General features: G+C 62.2%; 5 protein-coding genes. 4 read left to right on the forward strand and 1 reads right to left on the reverse strand.

All coding sequences use genetic code 11. The features are described from left to right. Positions 1-159 precede the first annotated feature (159 nt). Entirely contained in the window at positions 160-978 is an 819-nt protein-coding gene (gene ppsR, locus AK81_RS22175) for a posphoenolpyruvate synthetase regulatory kinase/phosphorylase PpsR (protein WP_016485587.1), read from the reverse strand. A 191-nt stretch (positions 979-1,169) separates the two neighbouring features. Between ppsR and ppsA the strand changes: the two genes are divergently transcribed. From ppsA to AK81_RS22195, 4 genes are all read left to right on the forward strand, one after another. Beyond that, the gene (gene ppsA, locus AK81_RS22180) at positions 1,170-3,545 is read left to right on the forward strand and encodes a phosphoenolpyruvate synthase (RefSeq protein ID WP_043202530.1); all 2,376 of its coding nucleotides are present in this window, start codon (positions 1,170-1,172) and stop codon (positions 3,543-3,545) included. A 102-nt stretch (positions 3,546-3,647) separates the two neighbouring features. Continuing rightward, positions 3,648-4,640, forward strand: coding sequence for an alpha/beta fold hydrolase (locus tag AK81_RS22185; protein ID WP_241496111.1), 993 nt, complete (start codon positions 3,648-3,650; stop codon positions 4,638-4,640). Positions 4,641-4,859: 219 nt separating this feature from the next. Next, on the forward strand, positions 4,860-5,351 hold the full coding sequence (rraA, locus tag AK81_RS22190) for a ribonuclease E activity regulator RraA (protein ID WP_021785500.1): 492 nt from the start codon (positions 4,860-4,862) through the stop codon (positions 5,349-5,351). Positions 5,352-5,378: 27 nt separating this feature from the next. Further along, positions 5,379-6,374: a zinc transporter ZntB gene (locus tag AK81_RS22195; protein WP_043202539.1), complete on the forward strand. Its 996-nt coding sequence runs from the start codon at positions 5,379-5,381 to the stop codon at positions 6,372-6,374. Positions 6,375-6,377 lie beyond the last annotated feature (3 nt).

Raw genomic sequence — 6,377 nt, forward strand, 5'->3', positions numbered from 1 at the left:
GCCTGAGCTGAAATGAAAAACCCGGCAGAGATGCCGGGTTTTTTTATCCCTGTGCTGGCCTCTTCGCGGGCATGCCCGCTCCCACAGGTATCACACAGGGTTCGAGATTGGCGCAGGACCTGTGGGAGCGGGCGCGCCCGCGAAAGGGCCGGTTCAGGCTTACTTGAACCTGCGCTCCACGCCTTTCTCGACCAGAATCTTCGCCGAAATCTCTTCCACCGAAAAATGCGTGGAATTGATGTTGGGAATGTTCTCGCGGCGGAACAGGCTCTCTACCTCGCGCACTTCGAACTCGCACTGGGCAAAGCTGGAATAGCGGCTGTTGGGCTTGCGTTCGTGGCGGATGGCGGTAAGGCGGTCGGGGTCGATGGTCAGGCCGAACAGCTTGCTGTGGTGCTTTTTCAGCACCGCCGGCAGCTGCAGGCGCTCCATGTCATCTTCGGTCAGCGGATAGTTGGCGGCGCGGATGCCGAACTGCATGGCCATGTACAGGCAGGTGGGGGTCTTGCCGCAGCGTGACACACCCACCAGAATCAGGTCGGCCTTGTCGTAGTAGTGGGTGCGCGCACCGTCGTCGTTGTCCAGGGCGAAATTCACCGCCTCGATGCGTTCCATGTAGTTGGAATTGCCGCCAATCGAGTGCGATTTGCCCACGGAATACGACGAATGGGCGGTCAATTCCTGCTCCAGCGGGGATAAAAACGAAGAAAAGATGTCGATCATGAAGCCGTTCGACGTTGCCAGGATCTCCCGGATGTCCTGGTTGACGATGGTGTCGAAGATGATCGGGCGCACCCCGTCACGCTCGGCCGCAGCGTTGATTTGCTGGACCATGGTCCGCGCTTTGTCTGGCGAATCGATGTACGGACGGGTGAATTTGTTGAACGGAATGCTCTCGAATTGCGCGAGCAAACTCTGGCCCAGGGTTTCGGCAGTGATACCGGTGCCGTCGGAGATGAAGAACGCGGTTCGTTTCATTTGCGATCTGGGCCTTAAGCTGATGACGAATCTTGGATATGATAAGTTCGGTTTGCCGAATGCGGCTTCGACATTCTGCCACATTTGCAGGCGCTATTTTCCAGGTACAGGCCACAAACGCCCGGCCAAGTCACCGAAGACAGGCGGGCGCCTTTTTGAGCTTTTCCAACACAGTTAGTGGAGAGATCACCTTGGTAGAGTACGTAGTTTCCCTCGATAAGCTCGGCGTCCATGATGTAGAGCATGTGGGGGGCAAGAACGCATCCCTGGGCGAGATGATCAGCAACCTTGCCGGTGCTGGTGTATCGGTGCCGGGCGGCTTTGCCACTACGGCGCAGGCGTACCGCGATTTTCTCGAACAGAGTGGCCTGAACGACAAGATTCACGCCGCGCTCGACGCGCTCGACGTGGATGACATCAATGCCCTGACCAAAACCGGCGCACAAATCCGCCAGTGGGTCATGGAAGCCGAATTCCCGGAGCGTCTGAATTCGGAAATCCGAACCGCCTTCGCAGAAATGGCTGCAGGCAACGACAACATGGCCGTTGCCGTGCGTTCCTCGGCCACCGCCGAAGACTTGCCGGACGCCTCGTTCGCCGGCCAGCAGGAAACCTTCCTCAACATCCGTGGCGTCGACAACGTGATCCGCGCGGCCAAGGAAGTGTTCGCCTCGCTGTTCAACGACCGCGCCATCGCCTACCGCGTGCACCAGGGCTTCGACCACAAGCTGGTCGCCCTGTCGGCTGGCGTGCAGCGCATGGTCCGCTCCGAAACCGGCACTGCAGGCGTGATGTTCACCCTCGACACCGAGTCGGGCTTCCGCGACGTGGTGTTCATTACCGGCGCCTACGGCCTGGGCGAAACCGTGGTGCAGGGTGCGGTGAACCCTGACGAATTCTACGTGCACAAGCAAACCTTGCAGGCCGGCCGCCCGGCCATCCTGCGTCGCAACCTGGGCAGCAAGGCCATCAAGATGGTCTATGGCGAAGAAGCCAAGGCCGGCCGTTCGGTCAAGACTGTCGAAGTCGACCGTGCCGAGCGTGCGCGCTTCTGCCTGAGCGACGACGAAGTCAATGAGCTGGCCAAGCAGGCCATGATCATCGAGCAGCACTACCAGCGCCCGATGGACATCGAGTGGGCCAAAGACGGTGACGACGGCAAGCTGTACATCGTCCAGGCACGCCCGGAAACGGTGAAAAGCCGTTCCAGCGCCAACGTCATGGAACGCTACCTGCTGAAAGAAAAAGGCACCGTACTGGTCGAAGGCCGCGCCATCGGCCAGCGCATCGGCGCCGGCAAGGTGCGGGTGATCAACGACGTATCGGAAATGGACAAGGTCCAGCCGGGCGACGTACTGGTCTCCGACATGACCGACCCGGACTGGGAACCGGTGATGAAGCGCGCCAGTGCCATCGTTACCAACCGCGGCGGCCGTACCTGCCACGCGGCGATCATCGCCCGTGAGCTGGGTATTCCGGCCGTGGTCGGTTGCGGCAACGCCACCCAGCTGCTGAAAGACGGCCAGGGTGTGACCGTGTCCTGCGCCGAAGGCGACACCGGTTTCATCTTCGAAGGCGAGCTGGGCTTCGACATCAAGCAGAACTCGGTTGATGCCATGCCGGAGCTGCCGTTCAAGATCATGATGAACGTCGGCAACCCCGACCGTGCCTTCGACTTTGCCCAGCTGCCCAACGCCGGTGTCGGCCTGGCGCGTCTGGAGTTCATCATCAACCGCATGATCGGTGTGCACCCCAAGGCGCTGCTCAACTACGCAGGCCTGCCGCCGGAGCTCAAGGACAGCGTCGACAAGCGTATTGCTGGCTACAGCGACCCGGTCGGCTTCTATGTCGAGAAGCTGGTCGAAGGCATCAGCACCCTGGCTGCGGCCTTCTACCCGAAAAAGGTCATCGTGCGCCTGTCGGACTTCAAGTCCAACGAGTACGCCAACCTGATCGGCGGCAAATTGTACGAGCCGGAAGAAGAAAACCCGATGCTGGGCTTCCGCGGCGCTTCGCGTTACATCAGCGAGTCGTTCCGTGATTGCTTCGAGCTCGAGTGCCGTGCCCTGAAACGTGTACGCAACGAGATGGGCCTGACCAACGTCGAGATCATGGTACCGTTCGTGCGTACCCTGGGCGAAGCCAGCCAGGTCGTCGACCTGCTCGCCGAAAACGGCTTGTCCCGTGGCGACAACGGCTTGCGCGTGATCATGATGTGCGAACTGCCGTCCAACGCCATTCTGGCCGAGGAGTTCCTAGAGTACTTCGACGGCTTCTCGATCGGTTCCAACGACCTGACCCAGCTGACCCTGGGCCTGGACCGTGACTCGGGCATCATCGCCCACCTGTTCGACGAGCGTAACCCTGCGGTGAAGAAGCTGCTGGCCAACGCCATTGCCGCGTGCAACAAGGCCGGCAAGTACATCGGCATCTGCGGTCAGGGCCCATCGGACCACCCGGACCTGGCCAAATGGCTGATGGAGCAGGGCATCGAAAGCGTGTCGCTGAACCCGGACTCGGTACTCGAGACCTGGTTCTTCCTGGCCGAGGGCCAGGGCGCAGCCTGACCCGGTGAAACGCGGGGGGACGTCTGGCGTACCCCCGCCTGGTTTTTTCCAGGGCGTGTTCCAGTAATGGTTCCCGCCCTTTTTTGTGCACCAAGCAACCTTATGCAAAGCAGCAGCATTCTATTTCCCGTGGCCCTGCTCAGTGCCGAGCGCCGCGGCGACCTCAGCGAAGACGTGTACCGGATCAAGGCCGGCAATGGCCCTGACCCTAGCGTCGAGCTTGCCATTACCCGTCTGGGGCTGGCCGATCAGGGCCAGCCTCTGGGCGTGCCGGTCATTCTCCTGCACGGCAGTTTTTCCAATCGGCGTTTCTGGTACTCGCCCAAAGGGGTTGGCCTGGGCGCCTACCTCGCCCGTGCCGGTTTCGATGTGTGGATCCCGGAAATGCGCGGCCATGGCCTGTCGCCGCGTAACCACGCCTGGCAGCACAACAACGTAGCCGCCTATGCCCGTGATGACCTGCCGCTGATTGCCGCGTTCGTGCGCGAGCAGTCGGGCCAGGCGCCACACTGGATTGGCCATTCCCTGGGCGGCACTACCTTGGCGGCCGCCTTGGGTGGTGGTTTTCTGGCTGCCGGGGAGGTGGCCAGCGTGGCGCTGTTCGGCACCCAGATCAGCCGCGTCTATTGGCCGTTGAAAGTGCCGCCGCTGGCGTGGGGCGCGAAGCTGGTGCTCAAGCGTTGGGGGCAGATATCCGGGCCACGTTTCAAGCGTGGGCCGGAGGATGAGCCGATCGGCCTGGCGCTGGAGAGCATGCGCTGGCACGGCCTGTTCGGGCGCTTTGGCGACAAGCAGAACGACTGGTGGGCGGGGCTGGCAGAGGTGGATGTGCCGCTGCTGGCGGTGGCTGGCGAGGGGGACTTCCAGGACCCGGTGTGGGCCTGCCGCAAGCTGTTCGAGCAGTTGGGGGGTGAGCGCAAGCAGTTCCTGCGGCTGGGGCGTGAGGAAGGCTTCGACGCCTTCGGGCATGTCGACATGCTGGTGAGCAAGGCCGCGCAGGTGCAGGTGTGGCCGCTGGTGGAGCGCTGGTTGCGCAACCCGCTGCTGCCGGTGCATGAGTCCACTGTGGCAGCGGATCCCTTGCCAGCCAGTTGATCTTTCATTGCCTGTACCGGCCCCTTCGCGGGCAGGCCCGCTCCCACAAGTACTCCACAGGCCTTGAGGGCAGTGGTGTTCTTGTGGGAGCGGGGGTGCCCGCGCAAGGGCCGGTACAGGATGAATACAAATGACTGCTTGGTCCCGGATGACTGCGACAGCCTCCAAGGTGTAGCCTTGGCCGATACCCGCTTTCGTTGTGACTGACAGGAGCCTCCCATGCAGCATTACGTAACGCCCGACCTGTGTGACGCCTACCCGGACCTGGTACAAGTGCTGGAACCGATGTTCAGCAATTTCGGCGGCCGCGACTCGTTCGGTGGCCAGATCGTCACCATCAAGTGCTTCGAGGACAACTCGCTGGTCAAGGAGCAGGTCGAACTCGACGGCAAGGGCAAGGTGCTGGTAGTCGATGGCGGTGGCTCGCTGCGCCGCGCGCTGTTGGGCGACATGCTCGCCGAAAAGGCCGCCAAGAACGGTTGGGAAGGCCTGGTGATCTACGGCTGCGTGCGTGACGTGGACGTATTGATCCAGACCGACGTCGGCGTGCAGGCCCTGGCCAGTCACCCGATGAAAACCGACAAGCGCGGCATCGGTGACCTCAACGTGGCGGTGACCTTCGCCGGGGTAACCTTCCGCCCGGGCGAGTATGTGTATGCCGACAACAATGGCGTGCTGGTCTCGCCAAGCCCGCTGAAAATGCCGGAGTGATGCGCCGCACGCGCTGATGGAGCTTTGATGTTCGAGGAAGACAACGCGCAGTGGGGGCTGGTGCATGCCCTGGTGCTCGATGGTAAAGGCGGCGCGCGCTCGATTGCCCGTACCGAACTGGACGACCTGCAGCTGCAACCGGAGCAGAGCCTGTGGCTGCACTGGGACCGCAGCCATCCACAAACCCGCACCTGGCTGCTGCATGACAGCGGCCTGAGCGAGTTCGCCTGCGAGCTGCTGCTGGAAGAAAACACCCGGCCGCGCCTGCTGCCCATGGCTGACGAACAGCTGTTGCTGTTTTTGCGTGGGGTCAACCTCAACCCGGGCGCAGAGCCCGAAGACATGGTCTCGGTGCGCATCTTCGCCCAGGCGCAGCGGGTCATCTCGCTGCGCTTGCGGCCGTTGCGCGCCAGTGACGAGATTCTCCAGTTGCTGGAGCAGGGCAGGGGGCCGAAGTCGGCTTCCGAGCTGTTGCTGCTGATGGGCGAACTGCTGACTGAAAAGGTCCAGGGCCTGGTCAGCGACCTGTCCGAACTGGTCGACCTGGAAGAAGAAAAGGTCGAAGCCGACGAACGGTACACCCCGGAAAACGGCAGCCTGCAGCAGATCCGCCGGCGTGCAGCGGGCCTGAGGCGGTTCCTGGCCCCGCAGCGGGACATCTACGCCCAGCTGTCGCGCAGCAAATGGAGCTGGTTTGCCGATGCCGATGCCGATTACTGGAACGAGCTGAACAACAGCCTGATCCGCTACCTCGAAGAGCTGGAGCTGACCCGCGAGCGTGCTGCGCTGGTGCTGGAAAGCGAAGACCGCCGGCGCAGCGAGCGGATGAACCGCACGATGTACCGCTTTGGCATCATCACCTGCATCTTCTTGCCCATGAGCTTTATTACCGGGCTGCTGGGCATCAATGTCGGCGGTATCCCGGGGGCAGAAAACCCCTATGGCTTCCTGTTCGCCTGCATCGTCGTGCTGGGGCTGGCGGTGGGGCAGTGGTGGATGTTCCGGCGGTTGCGATGGGTCTAGGTG

This window comes from Pseudomonas putida W15Oct28, assembly GCF_000708715.2.
GTDB lineage: Bacteria > Pseudomonadota > Gammaproteobacteria > Pseudomonadales > Pseudomonadaceae > Aquipseudomonas > Aquipseudomonas putida_R.